Below are 22,595 nucleotides of genomic sequence, written 5' to 3'. Positions count from 1 at the left end.
CGGGCGGGTCGCGCTTTAGGATCGGGGCGCGGACACCACCGAAGGAGGGGGGGTTGGGCGGCGGCCAGGTCGAGACGGAGTTCCTGCGGTCGCTCGGCCAGTTCAGCGGCCTGGTGCGGGGCATCGCCCTCGCCGTGCTCAGCGTCTTCGGCGTCCTGTCCACCCCCACGGCCGCGCTGCCGCTGGCCTTCGCCCTGCTGGGGCTCGCCCTCGTCAGCGGCGCGGCGGACTGCCACCACGCGCTCACCGGCCGCGGCGGCGCGCTCGCCTGCGTCCTGACCGTTGCCAGAGCGGCCGCGATCATCGCGACGCAGCCGTGGACGGTGCCCGGGCTGTGGGCGCCCAACGTCCTGACGATCACCGGGATCACCATGCAGTGGCAGTGGCCGCCGCGGGTCACCGTGCCGGTCCTGACCGGGCTACTGGCGCTCGAAGCCGCGGTGATCGGTGTCGCCGACGCGGCGCCGACCCTGTTCCGGGTGGTGCTGGAGTCCACGCTGGCGTGGCTGGCGTTCGCGTTGCTGGTGCGCGTCACCCGCTGGATCGAGCGAGTGCGGGACCGGCAGGCGGCGCTGGAACGGGCAGAAACCCTGGCGCTGGAGCGGCGGCGGCAGGAACGGGAGTACCTGGCGCTGCTGCACGACACGGCGTCCGCGACGTTCCTGATGGTCGCGCTGCACGACGCGGAACCGGAGGCGGTCGCGGGGTACGCGCGGCGGGATCTCGCGCTGCTGACGGGCGAAACCGGCGGCTCGGCGGCGCACGACAGCCTGGTGGACCTGGAAGCCGCGCTGCGGGGTGTCCTGGCGCAGAGCGCACTCCGGGTCGATCTCGCCTGGACACCGGTGCCGCTGCTGCCCGCGTCCGCCGCCCTGGCGGTGACGCGCGCGGTGCGGGAGGCGCTGGTCAACGTCGAACGCCACGCCGGGGTGACCGAGGCGCGGGTCGCCGTCGCGCCCCACCGGCACGGGGCCGTGGTCACCGTGCGCGACGAGGGCGCCGGGTTCGAGCCGGAGGCGGTGCCGGGGCACCGGCGCGGCATCCGCGGATCGCTCGTCGAACGCATGGCGGCGGCAGGCGGCAGTGCGACCGTGACCTCCCGGCCCGGCGCCGGGACGACCGTGCGGCTGGTGTGGCCGGATGACTGACCAGGTCCTGCTGGAGCGGGTGCTGACCGCGATCCGGATCGTGCTGCTGGGCACCACGGCGGTGCTGCAGGCGACCATGTCCGGGGCGGCCCTGTTCGGCAACCGCTCCGCCTACCACCCGCTGTGGCTCGCCGAGGCCGCGTTCGCCGTCCTGGCGCTGGTGCTCGTGGTCGCCGCGGGCTGGATCCTGCGCGGCCGCCGCGTGCCGGCCGGGGTCGCGCTGCCCGCCGCGGGCGTGGTGCTGCTCGCCTCCGCCTCGGCGACCGCGACCACCCCGCCCGAGTGGTACCTGCTGACCCGGCACTGGGCGTTCGGTCTGGTCGGCTGGCACCTGCTCGTGTTGCTGCTCGAACGGACCCGGCCGTTGCTGGCCGCCTTCGCGCTGCACGCCGCGCTCGGCACCACGCAATTCCTGCTGGTGGTGCCCCTGGACCGGGTCTCGCTGGGGGAGACCGCCATCGCGATCGTCAGCGTGCTCGGGTTCCAGGTCGCGATCGGGCTGATCACGCAAGTGGTGCTGCGCCGGCTCCGCGCGATGGCCGGCGTGCTGCGCGAACGGGACCGGGCCGCCACCCGCGCCGCGCTCGCCGAGCAGTGGGAGCGCGACCAGCGTGTCCGCGCCGCGGAACAGCTCGGCACCCTGCTGCCGCTGCTCGCCGGGCTCGCCGACCGCACGCTCGACCCGCGCGCGGACGAGGTGCGCCACCAGTGCGCGCTCGCCGCGGCGCGGCTGCGCCGGCTGTTCGCGGAGAACGATGACGTGCCGGACCCGTTCGTGCACGAGCTCGCCGCGGCGATCGACGTCGCCGAGCGCCGCGGGGTGGTGGTGTCGTTCGCGGTCAGCGGGGAGGCGGTGCCGGTGCCCACGCACGTGCGCCGCGCGCTGGCCGATCCGGTGCTGACCGTGCTGTCGGCGGCGGGCACACGGGCCAGGGTGAGCTTGTTGCGCACCGCCGGAGAGGTCCGGCTCGCCGTGATCGCCGATCGCGCCGTCATGACCGGGAGCCCGCCGCGTTCCCCCGACGTCGAAGTGGTGCTGCACACCCACGGCGACCGGACCCGCTTGGAGGCGAAATGGCAGGTGACGAGCTGACCGCGGTGGTCGTGGACGACCACCCGGCGGTGCGGGCGGGCGTCGCGCACTGGCTCGCGTCGGGCAGCCCGCCGATCCGCACGGTCGCCGAGGGGGACGACGTGCGGGTCGCGTGGCTCGACGGCGCGGACGCCGACGTGGTGATCCTCGACCTGCACCTCGGCGGCGCCACGCCCGCGCTGGGTGACCTGCGGAGGCTGGCCGCCGCGGGGCGGCGCGTGGTGGTGTACTCGATGCGCGCCGACGACGACATCGCGCTGCAGTGCCTCGAACTGGGCGCGCTGTCCTACCTCACCAAGGCCGAGGGCGCCGAGCACCTGGTGGAAGCCGCCCGCGCGGCGGCAGGCGGGCGGCCGTACACGCCGCCGTCGCTGGCGGGCGCGCTCGCCGGTGACCGCTCCGCGAACCGGCCCGCGCTGTCCGCCAGGGAGACCGAGGTGCTCGTGGAGTGGTTCCAGTCGGAGTCCAAGGACTTCGTCGCCCACCGCCTCGGGATCTCGCAGAACACGGTGAACTCGCACCTGGAGCGGATCCGCGTCAAGTACGCCCAGATCGGCCGGGAGGCGCCGACGAAGGCCGCGCTGGTGGCGCGGGCGATCCAGGACGGCTTGATCAGCGTCGACGACCTGTGAGTGCTGTGGTGCGAACGGCCCACACGGCGGATGGTCCGGGCGGGTTAACGTCCGCGTGAGGGGGCTCGCCGGACCGGGAGCCGAGGACGTTCAGGGGTGGCGTGTGCGGTCGAGGGGCGTGCTGCGGCTGGTTGCCGCGGCCGTGCTGGCGGTTCTGGTGACCTCGTGCGCAGGGGAGGACGAGGAACCGGAGCGGCCGCGGGCGACGGTCAATCCCGCGTTGCCCGCGGCCACCGCGCTCACCGACCCGGCCACCCCGGTCCCGGCGGGCGCTTTCGGCGTGGTCAAGCTGCACGCCGGCGGTGACACACCGCCGGACAGCGTGCTGGCGCTGCGGATCGGCAAGGTGCGGCGCGGCGAGGCCGGTGACTTCCGGGACGTGCGGGGGCTCGGTGCGAGCACGCAGGCGGTGCGCGATGCGGTGCCGTACTACGTGAACGTCCACTTCGCCGTCCTGGCGGGCGATCCGCACGCGAACCCCCTCACGAAGATCACCGCGACCGATCCGGCGGGGGGCTACGCGCACGCGCTGAGCGTGCCCCGCTCGCTGGAGAAGTGCGAGGATCCCCCCACCGAGCAGGGCGTCACCGAGTTGCGGGCCGAACAGGTGCGTTGTGCCGTCCTGTACTTCGACGATCCCGCGGCCGTCCCGGCCGGGTTCGTCTACGTCGACCGCACGGCCTATCCGGAGGGCGACCACGCCGTCCGGTTCGCGGCCTGAGGTTCTTTCCACGTGAGGAGTTCCATGAAGCACGTCCGTTCCGTCCTGCTGGCCGCCCTGGTGGCTCCGGTGTTGCTGACCGCGTGCGGCAGCGACGACGAGTCCGCCGCGCCGGCGCCGAGCACCACGACCGCGCCGAGCAGCGCCTCGGCCGAGTCGTCGCAGCCGTCCGCGCCGGCGAGTCCCGCGGCGGCGGGGGAGACGACCGCGCCGGGCAGCGAGCTCAAGGTGGGGGAGCGGGCGGTGGTGCCGTTCGAGTACGGCAACTCGAAGTCGGGCACCATCGCGATCACCGTGACGGCCATCGAGCGCGGGGAGAACGCGGACCTGGCGGCCTTCGGCGACCGCGCGAAGGGGCTCACCCCGTTCTACGTGCGGGCGACGGTGGAGAACGTCGGCGGCACCGACCTGTCCTACAGTTCGGTGCGCCTGCGCGGCCTCGGCGCGGACGGGCGCTCGACGGGCGTGATCATCAGCGGGGACACCGCCAAGTGCGAGTCGGAGAGCGCCGGCCGGGAGTTCACGACCGCAGGCGCGAAGTACGAGACGTGCGTGCTGACCGCTGCCCGCGAGGGGGCCAGCGTGACCGCGGCGGAGTTCAGCGACGGTGACGCGTACGAGGATTCGCCGGTGGTCTGGAAGGGCTGAGCCTGCCGTCTTCAGGGGCCGGGTGGAGGGCACTCCACCCGGCCCCTTCTGCATGCTGGCTGTTCAGTCGTCCGCGCGTAGTCCGGCGAAGGCGGCGTCGATCGCCGCGGTGGCGGTCGCCGGGTCGGTTCCGGTGCGCGTCAGGAGCGAGGTGCCCTGGGCGAGGACGAGCAGGAGCTGCGCCTGCGCTTCGGGTGGGGAGGCGGTGCTGACTTCCCCGCGTTTCTGGGCCTGCCGGAGCGGCTCGATCAGCAGGTCGGCGAACCGGGCGAACGCGTCGGTGACGAGGGCGGTGGCTTCGGCGTCGTGGGGGACGAGTTCCGCGATGGTGTTGCCCATCATGCAGCCGTGCGGGGCCTGCGGATCTGACGCGACGGTTCCGAGTTGCGCGGGCATCACGACGACCTCGCGCAACGCGGGAAGCAGCGGGATCTGCGTGAGCGCTGCCTGGAGGGTCTTCTCGTACTCGGCCCAGTACAGCTTCACCGTCTCGAAGTACAGCCGGCGCTTGTCGCCGAAGGCGGCGTACAGGCTCCCGCGTTCGAGCCCCACGCCGTCGACGAGCGCCTGGATCGAGGTTCCGCCGTAGCCGGACGCCCAGAAGATGCCCTGCGCCGTGGCCAGCGCTTCCGCCGGGTCGAACGCTCTCGGCCGCCCTGTCCTTGCCATGTCCCCAGTCTACGACTTCTTGACTGCGCGTTCAAGAAGTCGTAGGGTCGCGGACGACTTCTGGAACGCTTGCACGGAAATCGGGGCGTTCCCCGGCACAGACAGGAACCACCATGAAAGACCTGCGCACCTACGGTGCCTACGCCGTCGTCACCGGAGCGTCCTCCGGCATCGGCGAGCAGTTCGCGCGGCAGCTGGCCGCCGCGGGCGTGAACCCCGTCCTCGTCGCGCGCCGGAAGGACCGTCTCGAAGCGCTGGCCGCGGAGCTCTCCGGAGCCTATGGCGTCGACAGCAAGGTGGTCGCGCTCGATCTCCTCGACGACGGCGCGGTCGACGAGCTGTCGAGGCAAGTCAGCGGCCTGGACGTCGGGATCGTCGTCGCGAACGCCGGCATCTTCCACGCCGGTCCGTTCGTGGGCAACGAGCTGTCCGACGAGCTGGATGTCCTAGCCCTCGACGGGGCGTTGCCTATGCGGCTGGCGCACCGGTTCGGGCGGGAGTTCGTCGGCCGCCGTCGCGGTGCGCTGATCCTGGTGGCGTCGAGCCTCGCGGCCACTCCGGTGCCCTTCCAGGCCAACTACGCCGCGGTGAAGGCGTATGTGCTGTCGCTCGGGCAGGCGCTCAACCACGAGTGGAAGAAGCACGACGTCGACGTCCTCGTCGTCTCCCCGGGGCCGACGCGGACCGAGGGGCTGGACAACGCGGTCGGCATCGATTTCGGCAAGCTCGGCGGGCGCAAGATGGACCCTGCCGTGGTCGCGCGCACGGCGCTGCGGCAGCTCGGCCGGAAGGCGCATGTCATTCCCGGCCTGATGAACAACCTCGCCGACGTGGCGGGGAAGTACCTGCTGCCCCGCTCGGCGTCGGTCCGGTTGTACGGGCGGATCATCGAGCAGGCCCTCACCGGACCGGGGACCGCGGCATGAGCCGGGCCGTCCTGCGTGGACAGTTCGGCGGGCCGGAAGTGCTTCAGGTGCGCGAGGTTGCCGAACCCCATGCCGGTCCGGGCGGGATCCGTGTCGTCGTCCGCGCGGCCGGGCTGAACCCGATGGACTGGCAGATCGCCGGTTCCGCCCGCCACGCGGCCAGGTTCGGCATCACCGGGCCGTCCGGTTTCGGCTGTGATTTCGCCGGCGTCGTGGACCAGGTCGGGCCAGGTGTCACCGAGTACGCCCCGGGCGACCGCGTGTACGGCGGGGTGCTGGTCGGCGCGGTCGCCGACCACGTCGTGCTGCGCGTGCCGCCGGCGCCGCCGAACCTGTTGCGGCGCACCCCCGACGGCGTCGACGACGCCACCGCGGCGGCGTTGCCCACCCCCGGGCTAACCGCGGCAGCCGCCCTCGACGCGATTCGCGTCAGGCCGTCGGACACCGTCCTGGTCGGCGCCGCCGCGGGCGGTGTGGGCGTCCTGGCGGTGCAGCTCGCCCGCTTGGCCGGCGCGACCGTGATCGGCACCGCGTCCCCGGGAACGTTCGACTTCCTGGAGCGCCTCGGCGCCGTGCCGGTGGCCTACGGCGCCGGCCTCGCGGACCGGGTAGGCGCACTCGCCCCGGACGGCATCACCGCCGCTGTCGACCTGCACGGCACGGAAACCGCCGAGACAGCCCTCGCGCTCGGCGTGCCACCGGCGCGAATCTCGACCATCGCCGCGGACCGCCGGCTTCCGGGCGTGCACGCGACGGGCGCCTTCGCCGCGGACCTGGCCGCACTGGAGCGCATTGCCGATTTGGTCGCTGTCGGAGCCGTTACCGTGCCCATCGCGGAGTCGTTCCCACTCGACCGGATCCAGGAGGCCGTCGCGCTGCAGGCCGAGGGGCACGTGCACGGGAAGATCGTCGTGACGCCGTAACGACGGGGCTGGAGCGCCGTTGCCGCACAGCTTTGCCTGAAACGCACATCGTCAGGGTCTCCATCACCAGTGTGCGGTTCATGGTGTCCGTCCAGGAGCCGGCTCTGGGCCTGACGCGCGTGTTGGCGCTGATCGCCTCCGCGCGGGAGGCACTTGCCGGGCACAGGAACTGGTCGGCGAGGCCACGCAGGCGTGGAAGGTTGCATTGCACGGCACTGCCGATCCTGAGCTCGCGCAACTACCTGTGCGGGGCGAGGCGGCAACCTCGGCGATGGCGGAGCGGATCGCGACGCTGCAACGAGCCGAGCAGGCGCTACGTGCCTATCTCGGCAGTCTCGGTGTCGGTGAGGACTCGCCCGCTCCTCCGGTCGCAGAGCCACATCGGAGGAGTCCCGAACTCGGTGTGCCGCCCGCCGTGACCCGGCTGGCGCGGCACGTCGAGGTCAAGGTGGCGGTCGCGATGCGTGAACAGGGGTTGCGGGACGAGACGGTGGTGATCGACCGCCAGATATGCGGGACGCGACCATTCGACCAGGCGCAGCCATTCACCTGTGACAAGTACCTTGCGCGTCTCCTCCCTCCGGGGGGCGCGGTCGCGCGTGGTGCAGGCGGACGGCACGGTAGCTACCTACACCGGGAAGGACGAGGGATCGAATGACGCTCATGGCGGCTGTGCCCACGTTTCGCGATGGTGTGCCGGGTGGTGAGACCGTCGACGTCACCAGTGACGAGGACGTGGCGCGTTTGGTCGAACTGCTGGCGCAACCGTGGACGGACACGATATCTCGTCACCGACGGGGATCCGGATTCGCCCTCCGCGCCGTCGGAGACGGGGTTTCCTGCTGGGAGCGGGCTTCCTCTTGAGCGGATCACCGAAGCGGTTCGTGAATTCGTTCGGACCCGGCGCCTGCCAGGTGCTGTGCCCTGGCGTGCGGTGGGTGGGTGACACTGGTGGAAAGGGGCTGCCGCCCCCGGAAGGCAGGAGGAGGCAGCCCCGGGACTGAGGTCAGCGGACGCTGTTGCGGCGGCGGCGCAGCGCGAAACCGCCACCGGCGAGCGCCAGCGCCCCCGCCGCCAGCGGCGCCGCGAACATCGGCACCACCACGGTCGTCACCGTGTTCGAGTTGTCGTTGCCCGGGTTCGGATCCTCCTCGTTGCCCCGCACCTTCGCGGTGTTGAACAGGGTCTCCACGCTGCCGTCGGCCGTGCCGGAGACCGTGATCGTCGTGCTGTCACCGACACCGAGCGAGCCGCCGGTGCAGGTCAGCACCATGTTCGCCACTCCGCAGCCGGGTGAACTCGTCGTCACGTTCGTCAGGCCCGCCGGAATCGAATCCGACACGGTGTAACCGGTCGACGTGCCCGGGCCGTTGTTCAGGACCGTGAGCGTGTAGGTGACGGTCTCACCGTTGTTCACCTGGGCCGGACCGTCCTTGATGATCCCCAGGTCCGTCGGCTGCGCGACGCACGAGGCCGCGTCGTTGCCGCCGGAGGCCGGGCCCGTCTGCGTGGAGATGATCTGGAACGCCGGGCTCGCCGAGGCGGGGTTGGTCACCTGCAGCCGGTAGAGCGTGCCGTTGTTCTCGTACATGCCGAGGTCGCCGTTGCCGTAGGCGAACGCGCCGCCGAAGGTCCCGGCAGGCAGACCGGCGTTGAAGTTCTCGACCGCGCCGGTGTTCGGGTTGACCCGCGTGACGGTGCCGTTGGTCGCGACACCCCACAGGTAGCCGTCGGCGAACACGAAGTCGGCGTACGAGGTGCTGCCGTTGAGGTCGATGCGCTTGACCACGCTGTTCGTCACGGGGTTGACGACCCAGATGTACGGCGCGGTCCCCATCGTGACGTAGAAGTTGCCCTGGTCGTCGAACGTACCGACGTTGTAGCCGGTGATCGTCACCCCGTTGACGACGGTGCCGGGCGCGGGCAGCCCGGCCGGTGGGCCGAAACCGGTCGCGGTGCCGTCGGAGTTGATCCGCCACAGCCCGCCGTTGGTGCCCCGGATGCCGTAGAGGTAGTTGTCGACCGTGTTGTAACCGATCGCGTTGTAGTTGTCGATCGCCGGAGCCCCGATCGGGCTGAAGGTGATGTTGCCTTCGCCGAAGGTGCCGCCGTAGAGCTGTCCCTGCGTGTTGTTGTTCACCGCCTGCGCCAGGAAAACCTGGCCGGTGCAGACGAACGGCGCGGCCGACGCCGTGCCCGCGCCGGTGAACACCAACCCGCCCGCCATCGCGGACGCGGCCAGGGTCAGCATCCCCGCGCGCTTCAACTGTTGAACGACCACTGATCTTCCTTCCGGTGTGCGGAACGGTCATCCGGAAGGACAGGACGTCCTGGCGCGAACATGTCGCGTTCCCCCGCGAAGGGGAGGTCCGCCGGGGTGTCCTTTGTGGCTGTCGCCTCTCCTGCCGCTCGGGGCAAGGGGCGCCCGTTCGTCAGGTTCCCCGCGCGGGCTCCTGTCTGCCGTCGAGTGCGGCCGCGGTCATGGCGACGTGCCGAGCCAGTAGCTCGGCCGCGGTGTCGGCGTCGCGGGCCAGCGCCGCCTCCTCGAGCCGGCGGTGTTCGTCGGAGCCGTCTCGGTCGGGATTGCGCTGCGTCGACCAGCGCCGGGCCAGTTCGCTCGCCGTCCACATCCGGTCGAATGTCTCCAGCAGGACGGCGTTGCCGCAACCTTCCAGCAGCGTGCGGTGGAAGACCCGGTGGGCCTCCGACCACGCGCTGCTGTAGTACTCGCCCTCCTCCGGCGCCCACACCGGGGTGCGCACCAGGCGGTGGTGGGCGGCTCGCACCCGGGCCTCCCAGTCGAGGTCCCCGCGTTCGATGGACATGCGCAGCACGGACGGCTCGAGGACCTGGCGGGCCTCCGCGAGCTGCTGCCAGCGGCGGTCCGAAAAAGCCACGACGGCGAAGCCGCGGTTGGGCAGGCGCTCGGCGAGCCCGTCGCCGACCAGCTGCACGAGCGCCTCCCGCACGACCGCCAGGCTTACGCCCTGTTGCTGGGCGAGCTCCTGGGGTTTGAGGGCGGCCCCGGGGCCGTGCTTGCCGCGCATGATCGCGTCCCGAAGGTGGGCGTAGACCTGCTCGGAGAGCATCTGCTTCCCCGGTGCCCGGGATGTGGGTGCCATGCCCCAAGCATAGACGATCTGGTCGATAATCGATTATTCGTGCTATCGTCGATCTCGTGCGGCGAAGTGCGCCGCCAACACGGTCTGAGAGGAATGACGCGATGAGCGCCAACGACCCGTTCGCCCGCCTCCCGGAGGTGGCCTCCTTCACGCTCACCAGCGCCACCATCGCCGACGGTGCCGCCTGGTCGCGCGAGCAGTATTCCGGCCTCTTCGGAGTGCCGGACGGGAAGGACGTGTCCCCGCAGTTGTCCTGGTGCGGGGCCCCGGAGGGCACCAAGAGCTACGCCGTCACCGTCTACGACCCCGACGCTCCCACCGGTTCGGGGTTCTGGCACTGGGCGGTCGCCGACATTCCCGCAGCGGTCACCGAGCTGCCCGAGGGCGCCGGCGACGACTCCGGTTCGGGCCTGCCCGCCGGCGCCTTCCAGCTGCGCAACGATGCCGGTCTGGCTCGCTTCATCGGCGCCGCGCCGCCCGCCGGGCACGGGCCGCACCGCTACTTCGTCGTGGTGCACGCCCTCGACGTGGAGTCCGTGGGCGTCGCGGCCGACGCCACCCCGGCCGTCCTCGGCTTCACCATGTCCGGGCACACCCTCGGCCGCGCGGTCCTGATCGCCACCGCCGAAATCCCCGCTTGACGGGCAGCATGTCCGGACGGATCGGCACCACGGAGATGTACCTGCGCATCATCCTGGAGCTCGAGGAGGAAGGCGTGGTCCCCCGGCGTGCCGGCCTCGCCGAGCGTCTGCACCGGAGTGGCCCCGCCGTCAGCCAGACCGTCGCTCGCATGGAGCGCGACGGCCTGCTCCACGTCGCCGCCGACCGGCGCCTCGAGCTGACGGCGGAGGGCAGGCGGATCGCCACACGTGTGCTGCGCAGGCACCGGCTCGCGGAGTGCCTGCTGGTCGAGGTGATCGGGCTGGAGTGGGAGCACGTCCATGCCGAAGCGGCGCGCTGGGAGCACGTGATGAGCGAGGCCGTCGAACGCCGCTTTCTGGAGCTGCTGCGTCATCCGACGGCGTCGCCCTACGGCAACCCCATCCCGGGCCTGGAGGAACTCGGCGGGACGAGCAGCAATCTCGACGAGACCACGCTCAGCCTCAGCGCGCTGAAGCCAGGACCGGGCGGCGCCAGCGCGCTCGTGCACCGCATCGGGGAGCGGATCCAAGCGGACACCCGGCTCCTGAACAGTCTGCGGCGCGCAGGGGTGCGGCCCGGCGCGGTCGTGCGTGTGAGGCCGTCACCCCACGGCGTGTTCGTCGGCACCGGCGGGGAGACCGCCGAACTCCGTCCGCCGACCGCGTCGCACGTCTACGTGGTCAAGCGGTGACCTGGCTCGTCGGGCCGGCAACGGGGCCGGCCTCGACGAGACGCCGGGAGTCGGTTGTTGCCCGGCTCCTCGGCGAGTGCCCCAACGCCCGATGCGCTACACGGATTGTTCGATGTGCTCGAAGATGTCCGCGTCCGTGGCTTTCTGCCAGTCGGGGAGGTCGTGCCAGTCGGCGACGTAGGAGGGTTTCGGGTCGGGGAAGTGCTTGAAGATCTGGCCGATCCAGCAGAGCGCGACGAACCGTCCTTTTTGGTCACGGGTCAGCTTGCTGGTGGCGCCGCCGGTCGCGGCGACGAAGGCGCGAATTTGGTCGTACACCGCGGCGGCCGCGTCCCGTTCCCAGTCCGGGGTGTCCTCCCAGGGGGCGATGTAGCCGGGCTTGGGCTGGCCGGGGTAGTGCTTGTGGACGCCGGCGATCCAGGCTTCCCGGAAGATGCGGCCACCGTCGTGTGTCATTCGTGCTCCTTGCTCAGATCGGGGTGCTGAGTGCGTGGATGTCAGCGGTCAACTGCCGGATCCGCGGGTGTGCGGGCGTGCGGGGGAGGTGCTGCTGGAGCCCCTGTAGTTTGCGGATCACGACGGCGGAGCCGGTCTGGCGGGCGATGGACACGGCGGTGCCGGCGTAGGCGGCGACTTGGTCCGGATCTTGCCGCTGCAGCCCGAGTAATGCGAGGTCGGTGACCACCGCGGCTTCGCGCCGCGGGGTCAGGCCCGACTGGAGCGCGTCGGTCAGCGCTTTTTCGGCCAGGTCGGTCCGGCCGAGGGAGAGGTAGCAGGTGCCGCGCAGCTCGGGTAGGCGGGAACCGTCGAACCGCAGCCAGCCCCGGTTCGGCGGCGGTTGCGGGAGCTGCAGCACTTCGGCCGCGGTGTCCAATGCCCGCTGGCAGGCATCGAGGTCACCCAGCCCGGCGTGAGTTTCGGCTTGCACAGCGGCGATCCAGTGCCGGGTGGGCAGACCGGGATCACCTTGCCGAGCGAGGGTTGCGGCGAGGTCGAGGAGAGGGGCCGCGTCGCTGAACCGTCGTTCGTAGACGGCGATGTAGGCGTGCCGGGTCAGCGCGCAGGCCCACAGGTCGATCGCGCTCGATTCTTTGCCGGCGGTGGCCGCCAGGGTGTAGCAGTGCGCGGCGTCGCTGTAGCGGTCCGCGTCGAAGAGGATTTCGCCGGCCAGCTGGAAGAGGTCAGCCGCCAGCGTGCAGAGGTGCTGACGGGTGCCGGGGGTCTGTGCTTGCGCCAAGGCTTCGGACAGGATCTCGAGCTGCGCACGAACCGGCGGCAGCACCGCGCCCTTGCTCGGAGCGAGCGCGTAGGCCCGCCACAGGTACTGGTTGAGCTGGGAGTACGCGGCGACTGTGGTCGAGTTGACCGTGGTGCGGCCGAGGGATGCGGGGACAGCGTCCGCGGGTTCCGGGAGACTCAGGAAGGCTCCGGCCATGCTGAACAGCCGTAGCAAGCTTCGCCGGTTCATATCGTCTTCCTCCGACGGGTCGCCGGATGGCACGTTCACCACCCGGTGCTCCGAAGGGGCCGGCCTCTGGCTGTTCTGGCCGGTGCCCGGAGACAGCAAGGCTCCGAGTTCCTCGAGCGTGACACCGAGGGCTTTGGCGATGCGCCCTCAGCGCCAGGGCTGCGGGGTCAACTCGCCGCGTTCCCACCGTCCCACCGTGGTGAACTCGACACCGACCGCCGCCGCGAACGCTTCCTGGGTGTAGCCCATCAGGCAGCGTTGCGCGATGAACGCATCCGTCGCTCACCCATCCCGGCTTCCCCTCTCGTCCTCGGGAGCCACGATAACGAGCAACCGGAGGTCACTGATCACCGACCGGGCATCGGCACCTGATCGGACCAACGGGCGCGCTGACGTTGTTTTCGCAGCTCAGCGCAGTGCCGCCGCTTCAACGCCGTGTCGACGCATCCTTTTCGCCCTGGGTGCGGGGATGAGCACCCGCTCTGCTGGATCGGTCAGCGGCCGGGCAGCGGCCGGGGACAACCGATCGAATGGAGGAGCGCATGACCGCGGTGATGAATGGTCCGGTGACCGGCCGCTCGCTCGTCTCGCACGAGCTGCTCAACCGCCTTGCCCGTCGCCTCGCCGTCGAGGAGAAGCTGGATCCGGGCCTGTCGGAGCGCATCGTGGATCAGGCTCTGGCCTTCCTGGCGGCCTGCGCCACCAACTGCGGCGCACCGCTGGCTCCCAGTGAACTGGTCGACCTGGGCTGGCACACTTTCGTCCTGCACACCAAGGACTACGCCGAGTTCTGTGACCGCGTGGCGGGACGTTTCCTGCACCACGTGCCGGCCGACGAGAACGATCCGCGCGTCGGCGGCCCCGCCGCCCGGGACACGCTGGTTCGCACGATGTCCGCGATCAGGGCAGCGGGCTACACCCTGGACGCCTGCCTCTGGCCGCACCCGGATGCCGATCACGTCAACTGCTCACAATGCCAAAATGGCTGCTACGACGACCCGCCGCCGCAGCGCTAGAGGGGGATCCAATGGCCAGTCGCCCGTGGGATGAGGTGCCCGTCGCGGCGCGTGCGGCGATCGAACGGCGAACGGGGCCGGTTGTGCGGGCCGAAATTCCCTCGGCTGGCCGGAACTCGGACTTCTCGGCGACGCTGCGTCTGCGTGATGGTGGCCGGGTTTTCTGCAAGGGCATCGCGGACGCTGGTGATCGGGGCGCGATGCACCGTCACGAGGCCGAGGTCAACGCGTGGCTGCCCGGAGCGATCGCGCCCCGGTTGCTCTGGCGGGTCGAGGTCGGGGAGTGGCTGCTGCTGGGGTTCGACTGCGTTGCCGGTCAGCACGCCGACCTCGCGCCGGGGTCGCCCGATCCGGCGAAGATCGTGCCCGTGCTCGACGTCATGGCCGAGGAGTTGGCGGCGTGCCCGGGGCACGTGCCGTCCCTGGCTCAGCAGTGGGGGCGGCTGGCCGCGTGGCGCAGGCTGGCGAAAGACCTTCCGTCTGATGTGGACCCGTGGGCCCGGGGCCACCTCGACGAACTGGTGGCGGGGGAGGCGCGCGCGATCGAGCTGGTCGCCGGTGACCACCTGGTGCACACCGACCTGCACTCGCTCAACATCCTCGTCGCCGACGACGGCGCCCGGGTTGTGGATTGGGCCTGGTCGCGGCGGGGCAACCCAGCCGTGGACACGGCGTTCCTGATACCGCGGCTCATCGCGGCGGGCCACGAGCCGGAGGCCGCGGAACGGTGGGCCGAAGGCGTGCTGTGCTGGCAGGGCACTCCGGCCGCGACCCGCACCGCGTTCGCCATCGCCATCTGGGGTATCTGGCAGCTGCTCGAACGGGACCACCCGCTGCCGCACCGCACGGCACTCACTGCTGCCGCGCGGGCCTGGGCGCTCCACCGCCTCGACCAGCGCATTTACGGTCCGACGAAGGGTGGCCAAGGTTGACCAACCATGGTTGGTCAAGTACCGTTGACCCGGTGGAACGGACGGTGAAGGTGCAGGAGGCCAAGACGCGGCTGTCCGCGATCCTGGCTGACGTCGAGCGGGGCGAGGAGGTCGTCATCGCGCGCGGCGACGTGCCGGTGGCCCGGCTGGTGCCGTTTCAGGAACCACCGGAAAGGGAGCTGGGTTTCGTCCCCTACCGCGTTCCGGACTCGTTCGACGAGCCGCTTCCCGAGGACGAACTCGCGGCATGGGAGTCGTGACGCCGCGACGGTTGATGCTCGACACGCACGTGCTGCTGTGGGCGTTGACCGAACCTGACCGGCTCTCCGATCAGGTCCGCGCCGCGGTCGCCGATCGCCGCACGGAGTTGTTCGTCTCCGCGGCCTCGGCGTGGGAGATCGCGACCAAGCAACGACTGGGCAAGCTGCCGCAGGCCGAGGTGCTGGTGCGCGCGTACCGGCAGCACCTCGCGCGACTGGCGGTGGACAGTGTGCCCGTCACGGACGAGCACAGTCTTCTCGCGGGCTCGATGGAGTGGAAGCACCGCGACCCGTTCGACCGGATGATCGCCGCACAGTGCATGACGGAATCGCTGCCACTAGTGACCGCCGACGACGCCTTCCAGACCGTGGCCGGGGTTCAGGTGCTGTGGTGACCGAACCGAGTTGACCAAGCACCGCGCCGGAGAGCGCACACTGGCCCTCACCGGACACGAACTGTGGGAGGCGCTCCGGACGCGTGGCTGACCGGCCCGCTTCCGGGCGCCCCCGCTACACGACGATCCTCATTGGATTCTCGATGATTCCCCGGAACGCCGTCAGCCACCGGGCGGCGAGGGCGCCGTCGAGGGCGCGGTGGTCGCCGGAGAGGGTGACGGTCATCATGGTCGCGACGCCGAGCGCACCGTCCTCGTCTACGACAGCGCGCTTGGTCGCGGCGCCGACGGCGAGGATGCCCGAGTGCGGCGGGGAGATGATGGCCGCGAAGCGCTCAATCCCGTACATGCCGAGGTTCGACACCGTGAACGAGCCGCCTTCGAGCTCGGCTTGTTTGAGCCGGCCCGCACGGGCGCGGGTGGCCAGGCTCGCGGTCGTCCGGCTGATGTCGCTCAGCGAACGGCTGCCGACATCGCGGACGACCGGCGTGACCAGCCCGCCGTCGACGGCCACCGCAACCGCGATGGACACCGACTCGAACCTGCGCACCGCGTCGGGCGTCCAGATCACGTTCGCTTCCGGCACCTCCGCGAACGCCACGGCCACGGCCTTGACCACGAAGTCGTTGACCGAGGGCGTGACCGCGATCGACGGGTCGTTCTTGATCGTCTCCCGCAGCCGCAGCAGCGCGTCCACCCGGCAGTCGGCCTCGAGGTAGAAGTGCGGGACCGTGTTCTTGCTTTCGGTGAGCCGCCGGGCGATGGCGCGCCGCATCCCGGTGTGCGGGACGTCGACGTGGCCGTTCTCTCCCGCGGGGATGCTCGCCGGCTCCACCTCAGCCGGGGGCGGACTCGCCTGCGGCACGGCGGCGGGCTCGGCCCGCGCCGCGAGGTGACGCTCCAGGTCCCGGCGCACGATCCGCCCGCCGGGACCGGATCCGTTGATCGCGGCCAGCGCGACCCCGTGTTCCCGGGCGAGCTTGCGGACCAGCGGGGTCGCGAACTGCCGCTGCGGGGGCGCGGGCGGCTCACCCGCGGCGTCGTCCGGCGCCGGGGGTTTGCCGGACGGGGCTCCCGGTTCGGCGAAACCAGCCATGGCGGCGTCCACCGACTCGCCGTCCTCGGCCAGGACGAGGAGCGGGGTGCCGACGGGGACCGAGGCGCCGCTGTCCACCAGGACTCCGGCCGCGACGCCACCGCGATCGGCTTCGATGTCGACGGTGGCCTTGTCGGTCTCGATCTCCGCGACGGCCTGGCCCGCGGCGACTTCGTCACCGGGGGAGACGTACCAGGTGAGCAGCACCGCCTCGGCGGCACCGGCGAGCAGTTCCGGCATCCGGATGACGGCGGGCATCAGGCACCCCCGCCCAGCTCGGTCCTGCACCGGCGCAGCGCCGCGACGATGTCGCCGGTTCCGGCGATGGCCGCGGCCTCGAGGACTCGGGAGATGCTCGGACTCGCGTCCGTGCCGGTGACGCGCTGGACCGGCAGGTCGAGCCAGTCGAAGTAGCGGCGCTGGATCTCGTCGGCGAGCCAGCCGCCGTAGGAGGTGCCCCTGGCGCCCTGTTCGACGATGAGCACCGCGTTGGTCTTGCGGATGCTGGCGCCGATGGTGTCCCAGTCCAGTGACGCGCGGTCCAGCCAGCGCAGGTCGATCAGCTCGGCGTCCACTTCGGACTGGGTGATGGCTTCGGCGGAGCGGCCCACCATGGACAGGTAGCTGAGCACCGTGACCTCCGACCCGGTGCGGCGTACCGCGGCCTTGCCCAGGGGCAGGAAGTAGTCGAGATCGTCCCGCGGCACCTCCTCCCGCAGCGGGTAGAGGTCGACGTGCTCGATGACCAGCACCGGGTCCTCCAGCGCCAGGGCGGTGTTGAACAGTCCGATGTAGTCGGCCGCGGTGGACGGGGCAACGATCCGCCATCCCGGGCTGGTGGCGAAGATCCCGGCCGGGTCCATCAGGTGCTGCGAACCGTAGCCGGTGCCCATCGCGACCTTGGTGCGCAGCACGAGCGGAACGGTGTTGTGCCCGCCGAACATGTGCCGCGCCTTGCCGATCTGGTTGAACACCTGATCCGCGGCCACCCAGAGGAAGTCCGGGTACATGAACTCGACCACGGGGCGGAACCGGCCGTCCAGCGCCATCCCGCCGGCCAGGCCGGCGAACGCGTTCTCGCTGATCGGGGTGCCCAGCACGCGGTCGGGCGCGACCTTGAGGGCCTGCTTCGTGACCCCGTTCGTGCCGCCGCCGAGCCGGTGGACGTCCTCGCCGAGGACGACGACCCTGGGGTCGGTTTCCATCCGGCGGGCGAGCACGTCCGAGGCGATGCCGACGAACCGGGCGGAGGTCGTGGGGCCGTCGTATCCGGCCGGATCCAGGGTGCGGACGCCGGCCAGTTCCGCGGCGTCGCCGCGCAGCCCCTCGTCGACGGTCGCCGGGTCCGGCCACAGCGCGGGCCGGATGCGCCGCTTCCCCTCGTCGTCCGGATCGGGTTCGAGCAGCTCCGCGGCGACCTTTCGCATCGCCTCCAGCGCCTGCTCACGGACGCCGTCCGCGGTCGCCTGGTCGAGGTGGCCGAGGTTCCGCATCTCGGTCGCGACCCTGGCGATGGGATCACGTTCGCGCCAGGCGGCCTCTTCCTCCTTGGAGCGGTAGCCGAACGCGCTGCCGGGATACGCCCCGTTCTGGTGGTAGTACCGGTACACGTCGGCCTCCACCAGCACCGGGCCGTCGCCCGCGCGCATGATCTCTTCGGCCTGCGTCATCACCAGGTGCACCGCGAGCGGGTCCATCCCGTCGACCTTCCAGGACGGGATGCCGAAACCGAGGCCACGCCCGGACAGCCGGTCTTCCCGCGTCACCTCGGCGACCTGTGTCGAGACCGCGTAGAGGTTGTTCTCGATGAAGAAGCACAGAGGCAGGTTCCACGCCGCCGCGAGGTTCATCGTCTCGAGCGCGGACCCGATGTTGACCGCGCCGTCGCCGAAGTAGCTGACCGTGATGTCGTCGGTGCCGGCCCGTCGTTGCGCCCAGGCGTTCCCGGCGGCCAGCGGCACTCCGCCGCCCACGATCGCGTTGCTGCCGAGGGCGCCCGCCTCGAGCCACTGCAGGTGGATGGAACCACCGCGGCCACGGCTGAACCCCTGTGCCAGCCCGAGGATTTCGGCGAGGGTGCGGCGGAGCAACGCGAGCACGGCGTCGTCGACCAGCGCGTCCAGGTCCGCCTTGCCGCCGGTGAGGTGGGTCAGCGACTTGGCCAGGAACTGGTGGTGGCTGCGGTGTGAGCCGTTCATCCCGTCCGAGGTGCGCAGCCCGATGGCCGAACCGACGGCCCCGCCCTCCTGACCGATGCTCGAGTGCGCCGGACCGTGGACCAGTCCCTCGGACGCGAGTTCCAGCACGGTCTCCTCGAACGCCCGGATGAGGTGCAGCTGGCCGAGCATCCCGGCCAGCAGGGCCGGGTCCGCCTCCTGCCAGTCGGCCCGGGTCGTGCTCAGGTGCACCCAGGGCCGGATCGGTTCCAAACGTCGTTGTCGTGGCATCAGCTTTCCTCGCGGTCCTCGATCCAGGAAAAGGCATTTCACGCCGAGCGCGCGTCATCAACCCTAGCCACAGATCGGATACAATCACAAGAGTTGCTCAGGCGGTGTCCAGGCTTGACACGCGTAACCCGGCGGCTAATGTATCCAATCAACGGTGCGAGGAGGACCTATGCCACTGCCTGGGCTGCGCGGCGCGGAACACGTCGGCTTCACCGTCCCCGACCTCGAGGAGGCCGATGCCTTCCTGGTCGGCGTGCTCGGGTGCGAGCGCGTGTACGAACTCGGGCCGTTCGTGCACGACGACGACTGGATGCGCGAGCAGCTCAACGTGCACCCGCGTTCGGTGATGCGGAAGTTGTACTTCTACCGGTGCGGGTTCGGCCCGAACTTCGAGGTCTTCCAGTGGGAGGCGGCCGACGGTCAGCGCGAGCAACCGCGCAACAGCGACATCGGTGGCCACCACATCGCGTTCTACGTCGACGACCTCGACGAGGCGGTGGAGTACCTGCGCGGCCGTGGCGTGCGCGTCCTCGGCGACCCCGTCGCGAGCGCGAACGCGAGCGCGGGTCAACGCTGGGTCTACTTCCTCGCCCCCTGGGGGATGCAGTTCGAACTGGTCAGCTTCCCCGGTGGCAAGGCCTACGAGGCCGACACGACGGTGACCCTGTGGCACCCCGCGGACCCGGCACGTTAGGCATCATGTCGCCATGACCGAGGAGCACGAACCCAGCACCGGGAAAACCGGCGTCGGCAACACCAGCCGCCGCATCGCCGACGCGGTGCGCGCCGCCATCCTCGCCGGTGAACTGCCGCCCGGCAGCCGCATCCGGCAAGAGGAGATCGCCGAGCGGTACGGCACCAGCCGCATTCCCGTCCGCAGCGCGCTCAGCATCCTGGAGGCCGACGGCCTGGTGAAGCTCGTGGCGAACTCGGGCGCCTGGGTGTCCCAGTTCGACCTGTCCGAATGCGAGGAGTTCTACCGGATCCGCGAGCAGATCGAGCCGCTGCTGCTGCGCGCCAGCCTGCCCGGGCTCACCCCCGAGGTGTTCGACCAGATGGAATCCCTGGCCGACCGGATGGCGGCCACCAGCAGCGCCGAGGAGTTCCTCACGCTCGACCGTGAGTTCCACGGCCTGTCCTACTCCGGCGCGAAGACCGTCGTGCTCGACGAGATCGTGCAGCGGATGTGGAACATGACCCACCACTACCGGCTGATGTTCACCCGGGTCTTCCTGGAACAGGGCGACACCATCGTCCACGACGAGCACCGCATGCTGGTGCGCGCCCTGCGGGAGAACGACGCGGACCAGGCGAGCCTGGTCGCCCGCGGCCACATCCGCCGGACCCGGCTGCAACTGGCACACCACCCCGAGCTGTTCTCGGCTCACCACAGAGGTTGAGCCCCACGCAGAAAGGCACGAGATGACGACAACCGCCGGCCCCCCGGTCACCCGCCCCATCGCCGTGACGAACCCGGCCACCGGCGAGGTGGCCGACCGGTTCGCCGCGCACGATCCCGCCGAGGTGGAATCGCGGGTGCGGGCCGCCCACGAGGCCGCCCGGCGGCTCCGCGCCACCGGCTACGCCACCCGGGCGTCCTGGATGCGGCGGGCGGCGGACATCCTGGACGCCGACGGCGAAGAGGTCGCTCGCGGCATCGTCATCGAGATGGGCAAGACGATCGGCCAGGCCCGCGCCGAGATCGCCAAGAGCACGCGGACCATGCGTTTCTACGCCGAGCACGCCGAGGAGTTCCTCGCCGACGAGCCGTTGCGCGCACCCGAGCGGGTCGGCGCCCGCCGGGCCCTCACGAAGTACCAGCCACTCGGCGCCGTGCTGGCGATCATGCCCTGGAACTACCCGATCTGGCAGGCGATGCGGTTCGCCGCCCCCGCGCTCATGGCAGGCAACGCCGGCCTGCTCAAGCACGCCTCGAACGTGCCGCGGTCCGCGCTGTACCTGGACTCGCTGTTCACCAGGGCCGGCTTTCCGCCCGGCGCGTTCGGCTCGCTGCTGATCGGCTCGGAGGCGATCCCGAGCATCATCGCCGATCCCCGGATCGCGGCGGTCACCCTGACCGGCTCCGAAGGCGCCGGGCGCAGCGTCGGTGCCGCAGCCGGCCGCGCCATCAAGAAAACCGTGCTCGAACTCGGCGGCTCGGACCCGTTTCTCGTGTTTCCCAGCGCCGACGTCGAGCGGGCCGCGACCACGGCCGTGGCGGCGAGGATGAACAACAACGGCCAGTCCTGCATCGCCGGAAAGCGCTTCATCGTGCACACCGACGTCTACGCGGAGTTCGCGGCGCTGTTCGCCGGGAAGATCGCCGCGCTGTCGGTCGGCGACCCGCTGGGGGAAACCACCGACATCGGTCCGCTCGCGACGCTGAGCGGCCGGGACGAGCTCGCCGCCCAGGTCGAGGACGCCCTCGCCCACGGCGCGCGGGTCCTCGCCACGGCGGCCGTCCCCGCGGACAGCCCCGGCTGGTATTACCCGCCGACCCTGCTCGAGAACGTCGGCCCGGAGTGCCGGCTCTTCCAGGAGGAGGCGTTCGGCCCCGTCGCCGTGCTGTACCGGGCGGCCGACGAACAGGAGGCGGTCGAGCTGGCCAACGGCACGTCGTTCGGGCTCAGCTCCGCGGTGTGGACGGGCGACGAGGAACAGGCCCGGCGCATCGCCGACGCGCTCGAAGCCGGCGCCGTGTTCGTCAACGGCATGTCCGTGTCGCACCCGGAACTGCCGTTCGGCGGGGTCCGCGACTCCGGCTACGGGCGCGAGCTGGGGGCGGCGGGCATCCGCGAGTTCTGCAACCTCAAGACCGTCTGGATCGGGTGACACCACAGGAAAAAGCCGCCGGCCTTTCCGGGCCGGCGGCTTCTTCGTGCTCGCGCTCAGTCGAACGGGGTCCGGCGGCCCTCCCGCACGTAGTCCCCGCTGCCGGAGATCTGGTCGTCGCTGTGCACGGCCTTGCCCTTGGCGAGGTGACCGAACATCTGGATGCCGAACCCGCCGTCGAGGTCGTCGACGATCCGCTTCTTCCACGGGCGCCGGATGATCTGCGTGGTCAGGCGGCGGACGGTCCGCGGCTGCCGCATGATGTGGTCGGCGATGACGTGCGCGCGCGTGACCAGCTCGTCACGCGGCAGGACCTCGTTGACCATGCCGTACTCCAGCGCGGTGGCCGCGTCGATCGCCTCACCGGTCAGCAGCGCGTAGGCGGCACGCTTGACGCCCAGCAGTTCCTGGAAGCAGCTGTGGATTCCGTCGCCCGGCACCGAGCTGATCCCGTAGTGCAGGTCGTAGATGCGCGCGTCCTCGGCCATCAGCGTCAGGTCGCACATGAGCAGCACCTCGGAGTGGTACCCGTCCCCGTTGATCAGGCCGATCGTGGGGATCTCCAGGTCGTTGACCAGGCTGCTGACGTTGATCCGGCCGTCCTTGTAGGCGTACTCGTAGGCCCAGTACTCGAGGTCGCGCTCCTCGATCTCGAACCCCTTGGGGTCCGAGCCCATCATCCAGTCCCGCCCCGTGCCGGTAAGGATCAGCACCTCGTTCTCCGGGTCCGCGCCGACGGTCTTGAGGAACTGACCGAGCGCACGGTGGTTCTCCACGCTCAGCTTGACCGAGTCACCCCGGGTGTGGGCCTGGGCGAACAGCACGCCGTCGTCCCGGCGATCGAGCAGGAAGAAGTCCTTGAAGTGCTCCTTGTACTCGGCGAACTTCGGCGTGGGCAGGAATTCCTGAAGTGACATGTGCGGGTAGCTCCCTG

27 protein-coding genes are annotated in these 22,595 nt (G+C 71.0%); 18 read left to right on the top strand and 9 right to left on the bottom strand.

All coding sequences use genetic code 11. From position 1 onward, the window contains the following. The first annotated feature begins 53 nt into the window (after nt 1–53). The 5 genes from AMY39116_RS0300540 (at nt 54) to AMY39116_RS0300520 (ending at nt 4,242) form a co-directional block, all read left to right on the top strand. Nucleotides 54–1,148: a sensor histidine kinase gene (locus AMY39116_RS0300540; protein WP_020415754.1), complete on the top strand. Its 1,095-nt coding sequence runs from the start codon at nt 54–56 to the stop codon at nt 1,146–1,148. Beyond that, the gene (locus AMY39116_RS0300535; protein ID WP_020415753.1) at nt 1,141–2,241 is read left to right on the top strand and encodes a hypothetical protein; all 1,101 of its coding nucleotides are present in this window, start codon (nt 1,141–1,143) and stop codon (nt 2,239–2,241) included. Before AMY39116_RS0300540 ends, AMY39116_RS0300535 begins: the two co-directional genes overlap by 8 nt. Continuing rightward, complete coding sequence (locus AMY39116_RS0300530; protein WP_020415752.1) at nt 2,223–2,873, top strand: response regulator transcription factor; 651 nt, start codon at nt 2,223–2,225, stop codon at nt 2,871–2,873. Before AMY39116_RS0300535 ends, AMY39116_RS0300530 begins: the two co-directional genes overlap by 19 nt. A gap of 118 nt (nt 2,874–2,991) precedes the next feature. Continuing rightward, a complete protein-coding gene (locus AMY39116_RS0300525; protein WP_020415751.1) occupies nt 2,992–3,594 on the top strand; it encodes a hypothetical protein in 603 nt (200 codons plus the stop codon). 24 nt (nt 3,595–3,618) lie between these two features. After that, nucleotides 3,619–4,242, top strand: coding sequence for a hypothetical protein (locus tag AMY39116_RS0300520; protein ID WP_020415750.1), 624 nt, complete (start codon nt 3,619–3,621; stop codon nt 4,240–4,242). 63 nt (nt 4,243–4,305) lie between these two features. On the opposite strand, the gene AMY39116_RS0300515 is transcribed toward AMY39116_RS0300520, so the two are convergent. After that, nucleotides 4,306–4,911 carry a TetR/AcrR family transcriptional regulator gene (locus AMY39116_RS0300515; RefSeq protein ID WP_020415749.1) on the bottom strand — a complete coding sequence of 202 codons (606 nt, stop codon included), beginning with the start codon at nt 4,909–4,911 and terminating at the stop codon, nt 4,306–4,308. A gap of 113 nt (nt 4,912–5,024) precedes the next feature. On the opposite strand from AMY39116_RS0300515, the gene AMY39116_RS0300510 reads away from it, so the two are divergent. The 4 genes from AMY39116_RS0300510 (at nt 5,025) to AMY39116_RS48010 (ending at nt 7,706) form a co-directional block, all read left to right on the top strand. Next, nucleotides 5,025–5,837: an SDR family oxidoreductase gene (locus AMY39116_RS0300510; RefSeq protein ID WP_020415748.1), complete on the top strand. Its 813-nt coding sequence runs from the start codon at nt 5,025–5,027 to the stop codon at nt 5,835–5,837. Beyond that, nucleotides 5,834–6,760 (top strand): NADP-dependent oxidoreductase, encoded by a 927-nt coding sequence (locus AMY39116_RS0300505; protein WP_020415747.1) that lies wholly within the window; start codon nt 5,834–5,836, stop codon nt 6,758–6,760. The genes AMY39116_RS0300510 and AMY39116_RS0300505 overlap by 4 nt, the downstream gene beginning before the upstream one ends. A 205-nt stretch (nt 6,761–6,965) precedes the next feature. Continuing rightward, the gene (locus AMY39116_RS45130) at nt 6,966–7,418 is read left to right on the top strand and encodes a DddA-like double-stranded DNA deaminase toxin (protein WP_157358333.1); all 453 of its coding nucleotides are present in this window, start codon (nt 6,966–6,968) and stop codon (nt 7,416–7,418) included. Nucleotides 7,419–7,448: 30 nt separating this feature from the next. Continuing rightward, a complete protein-coding gene (locus tag AMY39116_RS48010; RefSeq protein WP_084505971.1) occupies nt 7,449–7,706 on the top strand; it encodes an Imm1 family immunity protein in 258 nt (85 codons plus the stop codon). A 60-nt stretch (nt 7,707–7,766) separates the two neighbouring features. On the opposite strand, the gene AMY39116_RS0300495 is transcribed toward AMY39116_RS48010, so the two are convergent. Further along, nucleotides 7,767–9,041 carry a DUF11 domain-containing protein gene (locus tag AMY39116_RS0300495; protein ID WP_235716025.1) on the bottom strand — a complete coding sequence of 425 codons (1,275 nt, stop codon included), beginning with the start codon at nt 9,039–9,041 and terminating at the stop codon, nt 7,767–7,769. A gap of 151 nt (nt 9,042–9,192) precedes the next feature. Then, entirely contained in the window at nt 9,193–9,849 is a 657-nt protein-coding gene (locus AMY39116_RS0300490; RefSeq protein ID WP_020415744.1) for a GntR family transcriptional regulator, read from the bottom strand. A 134-nt stretch (nt 9,850–9,983) separates the two neighbouring features. On the opposite strand from AMY39116_RS0300490, the gene AMY39116_RS0300485 reads away from it, so the two are divergent. Beyond that, nucleotides 9,984–10,523 carry a YbhB/YbcL family Raf kinase inhibitor-like protein gene (locus tag AMY39116_RS0300485; protein ID WP_020415743.1) on the top strand — a complete coding sequence of 180 codons (540 nt, stop codon included), beginning with the start codon at nt 9,984–9,986 and terminating at the stop codon, nt 10,521–10,523. Nucleotides 10,524–10,531: 8 nt separating this feature from the next. Next, nucleotides 10,532–11,215, top strand: a complete 684-nt coding sequence (locus AMY39116_RS0300480) for a metal-dependent transcriptional regulator (RefSeq protein WP_020415742.1) — start codon at nt 10,532–10,534, stop codon at nt 11,213–11,215. Nucleotides 11,216–11,311: 96 nt separating this feature from the next. On the opposite strand, the gene AMY39116_RS0300475 is transcribed toward AMY39116_RS0300480, so the two are convergent. The 3 genes from AMY39116_RS0300475 to AMY39116_RS47055 form a co-directional block, all read right to left on the bottom strand. Continuing rightward, complete coding sequence (locus AMY39116_RS0300475; protein ID WP_020415741.1) at nt 11,312–11,671, bottom strand: hypothetical protein; 360 nt, start codon at nt 11,669–11,671, stop codon at nt 11,312–11,314. 13 nt (nt 11,672–11,684) lie between these two features. After that, entirely contained in the window at nt 11,685–12,725 is a 1,041-nt protein-coding gene (locus AMY39116_RS47265) for a transcriptional regulator (RefSeq protein ID WP_235716024.1), read from the bottom strand. A gap of 105 nt (nt 12,726–12,830) precedes the next feature. Next, a complete protein-coding gene (locus AMY39116_RS47055) occupies nt 12,831–12,932 on the bottom strand; it encodes a helix-turn-helix transcriptional regulator (RefSeq protein ID WP_020415739.1) in 102 nt (33 codons plus the stop codon). Nucleotides 12,933–13,225: 293 nt separating this feature from the next. Here AMY39116_RS47055 and AMY39116_RS0300460 point away from each other — a divergent pair, with 293 nt between their 5' ends. The 4 genes from AMY39116_RS0300460 to AMY39116_RS0300445 all read left to right on the top strand — a co-directional run bounded on the left by AMY39116_RS0300460 (nt 13,226) and on the right by AMY39116_RS0300445 (nt 15,286). Next, on the top strand, nt 13,226–13,699 hold the full coding sequence (locus AMY39116_RS0300460; RefSeq protein ID WP_027935513.1) for a hypothetical protein: 474 nt from the start codon (nt 13,226–13,228) through the stop codon (nt 13,697–13,699). A gap of 200 nt (nt 13,700–13,899) precedes the next feature. Continuing rightward, the gene (locus AMY39116_RS41815; protein WP_020415737.1) at nt 13,900–14,631 is read left to right on the top strand and encodes a phosphotransferase family protein; all 732 of its coding nucleotides are present in this window, start codon (nt 13,900–13,902) and stop codon (nt 14,629–14,631) included. A 32-nt stretch (nt 14,632–14,663) separates the two neighbouring features. Beyond that, a complete protein-coding gene (locus AMY39116_RS0300450; protein ID WP_020415736.1) occupies nt 14,664–14,891 on the top strand; it encodes a type II toxin-antitoxin system Phd/YefM family antitoxin in 228 nt (75 codons plus the stop codon). Beyond that, nucleotides 14,879–15,286 (top strand): type II toxin-antitoxin system VapC family toxin, encoded by a 408-nt coding sequence (locus AMY39116_RS0300445; RefSeq protein WP_039791030.1) that lies wholly within the window; start codon nt 14,879–14,881, stop codon nt 15,284–15,286. The genes AMY39116_RS0300450 and AMY39116_RS0300445 overlap by 13 nt, the downstream gene beginning before the upstream one ends. A gap of 115 nt (nt 15,287–15,401) precedes the next feature. Here the strand turns inward: AMY39116_RS0300445 and AMY39116_RS0300440 are convergent, their stop codons facing one another. Continuing rightward, nucleotides 15,402–16,640 carry a dihydrolipoamide acetyltransferase family protein gene (locus AMY39116_RS0300440; RefSeq protein ID WP_020415734.1) on the bottom strand — a complete coding sequence of 413 codons (1,239 nt, stop codon included), beginning with the start codon at nt 16,638–16,640 and terminating at the stop codon, nt 15,402–15,404. Then, nucleotides 16,640–18,829 (bottom strand): thiamine pyrophosphate-dependent enzyme, encoded by a 2,190-nt coding sequence (locus tag AMY39116_RS0300435; RefSeq protein WP_027935512.1) that lies wholly within the window; start codon nt 18,827–18,829, stop codon nt 16,640–16,642. Before AMY39116_RS0300435 ends, AMY39116_RS0300440 begins: the two co-directional genes overlap by 1 nt. Before the next feature lie 169 nt (nt 18,830–18,998). Between AMY39116_RS0300435 and AMY39116_RS0300430 the strand changes: the two genes are divergently transcribed. From AMY39116_RS0300430 to AMY39116_RS0300420, 3 genes are read left to right on the top strand one after another with little or no spacing between them, the layout of a single operon-like run. Then, nucleotides 18,999–19,523: a VOC family protein gene (locus AMY39116_RS0300430; RefSeq protein WP_020415732.1), complete on the top strand. Its 525-nt coding sequence runs from the start codon at nt 18,999–19,001 to the stop codon at nt 19,521–19,523. A 13-nt stretch (nt 19,524–19,536) separates the two neighbouring features. Further along, nucleotides 19,537–20,229: a GntR family transcriptional regulator gene (locus AMY39116_RS0300425; protein ID WP_020415731.1), complete on the top strand. Its 693-nt coding sequence runs from the start codon at nt 19,537–19,539 to the stop codon at nt 20,227–20,229. A 22-nt stretch (nt 20,230–20,251) separates the two neighbouring features. Further along, nucleotides 20,252–21,661: an aldehyde dehydrogenase family protein gene (locus AMY39116_RS0300420; protein WP_020415730.1), complete on the top strand. Its 1,410-nt coding sequence runs from the start codon at nt 20,252–20,254 to the stop codon at nt 21,659–21,661. 56 nt (nt 21,662–21,717) lie between these two features. On the opposite strand, the gene AMY39116_RS0300415 is transcribed toward AMY39116_RS0300420, so the two are convergent. After that, nucleotides 21,718–22,578, bottom strand: a complete 861-nt coding sequence (locus AMY39116_RS0300415; protein WP_020415729.1) for an enoyl-CoA hydratase/isomerase family protein — start codon at nt 22,576–22,578, stop codon at nt 21,718–21,720. Nucleotides 22,579–22,595 lie beyond the last annotated feature (17 nt).

Origin of the sequence: Amycolatopsis sp. ATCC 39116 (genome assembly GCF_000231075.2) — a bacterium.
GTDB classification, from domain to species: Bacteria; Actinomycetota; Actinomycetes; order Mycobacteriales; family Pseudonocardiaceae; genus Amycolatopsis_E; species Amycolatopsis_E tucumanensis.
This window is presented reverse-complemented; position numbering and strand designations above follow the sequence as displayed.

What these genes read in the sequence shown, in the direction of transcription:
- AMY39116_RS0300535 (WP_020415753.1), top strand. Translation starts at nt 1,141, where the DNA reads ATGACTGACCAGGTCCTGCTGGAGCGGGTGCTGACCGCGATCCGGATC.
- AMY39116_RS0300530 (WP_020415752.1), top strand. Translation starts at nt 2,223, where the DNA reads ATGGCAGGTGACGAGCTGACCGCGGTGGTCGTGGACGACCACCCGGCG.
- AMY39116_RS0300520 (WP_020415750.1), top strand. Translation starts at nt 3,619, where the DNA reads ATGAAGCACGTCCGTTCCGTCCTGCTGGCCGCCCTGGTGGCTCCGGTG.
- AMY39116_RS0300515 (WP_020415749.1), bottom strand. Translation starts at nt 4,911, where the DNA reads ATGGCAAGGACAGGGCGGCCGAGAGCGTTCGACCCGGCGGAAGCGCTG.
- AMY39116_RS0300510 (WP_020415748.1), top strand. Translation starts at nt 5,025, where the DNA reads ATGAAAGACCTGCGCACCTACGGTGCCTACGCCGTCGTCACCGGAGCG.
- AMY39116_RS0300505 (WP_020415747.1), top strand. Translation starts at nt 5,834, where the DNA reads ATGAGCCGGGCCGTCCTGCGTGGACAGTTCGGCGGGCCGGAAGTGCTT.
- AMY39116_RS48010 (WP_084505971.1), top strand. Translation starts at nt 7,449, where the DNA reads ATGGTGTGCCGGGTGGTGAGACCGTCGACGTCACCAGTGACGAGGACG.
- AMY39116_RS0300490 (WP_020415744.1), bottom strand. Translation starts at nt 9,849, where the DNA reads ATGCTCTCCGAGCAGGTCTACGCCCACCTTCGGGACGCGATCATGCGC.
- AMY39116_RS0300485 (WP_020415743.1), top strand. Translation starts at nt 9,984, where the DNA reads ATGAGCGCCAACGACCCGTTCGCCCGCCTCCCGGAGGTGGCCTCCTTC.
- AMY39116_RS0300480 (WP_020415742.1), top strand. Translation starts at nt 10,532, where the DNA reads ATGTCCGGACGGATCGGCACCACGGAGATGTACCTGCGCATCATCCTG.
- AMY39116_RS0300475 (WP_020415741.1), bottom strand. Translation starts at nt 11,671, where the DNA reads ATGACACACGACGGTGGCCGCATCTTCCGGGAAGCCTGGATCGCCGGC.
- AMY39116_RS47055 (WP_020415739.1), bottom strand. Translation starts at nt 12,932, where the DNA reads ATGGGCTACACCCAGGAAGCGTTCGCGGCGGCGGTCGGTGTCGAGTTC.
- AMY39116_RS0300460 (WP_027935513.1), top strand. Translation starts at nt 13,226, where the DNA reads ATGACCGCGGTGATGAATGGTCCGGTGACCGGCCGCTCGCTCGTCTCG.
- AMY39116_RS41815 (WP_020415737.1), top strand. Translation starts at nt 13,900, where the DNA reads ATGCACCGTCACGAGGCCGAGGTCAACGCGTGGCTGCCCGGAGCGATC.
- AMY39116_RS0300445 (WP_039791030.1), top strand. Translation starts at nt 14,879, where the DNA reads ATGGGAGTCGTGACGCCGCGACGGTTGATGCTCGACACGCACGTGCTG.
- AMY39116_RS0300440 (WP_020415734.1), bottom strand. Translation starts at nt 16,640, where the DNA reads ATGCCCGCCGTCATCCGGATGCCGGAACTGCTCGCCGGTGCCGCCGAG.
- AMY39116_RS0300435 (WP_027935512.1), bottom strand. Translation starts at nt 18,829, where the DNA reads ATGCCACGACAACGACGTTTGGAACCGATCCGGCCCTGGGTGCACCTG.
- AMY39116_RS0300430 (WP_020415732.1), top strand. Translation starts at nt 18,999, where the DNA reads ATGCCACTGCCTGGGCTGCGCGGCGCGGAACACGTCGGCTTCACCGTC.
- AMY39116_RS0300425 (WP_020415731.1), top strand. Translation starts at nt 19,537, where the DNA reads ATGACCGAGGAGCACGAACCCAGCACCGGGAAAACCGGCGTCGGCAAC.
- AMY39116_RS0300420 (WP_020415730.1), top strand. Translation starts at nt 20,252, where the DNA reads ATGACGACAACCGCCGGCCCCCCGGTCACCCGCCCCATCGCCGTGACG.
- AMY39116_RS0300415 (WP_020415729.1), bottom strand. Translation starts at nt 22,578, where the DNA reads ATGTCACTTCAGGAATTCCTGCCCACGCCGAAGTTCGCCGAGTACAAG.